The organism is Bacillus sp. TL12 (genome assembly GCF_022625245.1).
Taxonomy (GTDB): domain Bacteria; phylum Bacillota; class Bacilli; order Bacillales; family Bacillaceae_G; genus Bacillus_A.
In genome coordinates this window covers 1-282 of record NZ_JAJJBY010000252.1, presented here as the reverse complement: position 1 = coordinate 282, position 282 = coordinate 1, and the positions used below count along the sequence as shown (strand labels likewise).

The window sequence follows — 282 nt, the reverse complement described above, 5'->3', positions numbered from 1 at the left end:
CCAAATAAATCAGGTTGGTCAGCTTTAGTTATCGCAATGTTATATTCCTCTTGCTGAATCTGAAGAATTAAATCAACAATTTGTGATTGATATTCACTAGAATATTCTTTTATAACAATACATTCATCCATTTAACTTCCCCCTAAAAACGTTTCTCTGTATACAAGTAATTCTACCATTTATACCATATTTGGCCTAGTGACAGGGTTCATGCTCTAGTCCGCAGTAACGTTCCCATAATAAGTAATCTTGGTGAAGATATAATACATTCGTTTATTTTAA

General features: G+C 31.9%; 1 pseudogene. It reads right to left on the bottom strand.

The features are described from left to right. Nucleotides 1–131, bottom strand: a pseudogene (locus tag LOK41_RS29200) (GNAT family N-acetyltransferase); the annotation flags it as partial. Nucleotides 132–282: the final 151 nt, after the last annotated feature.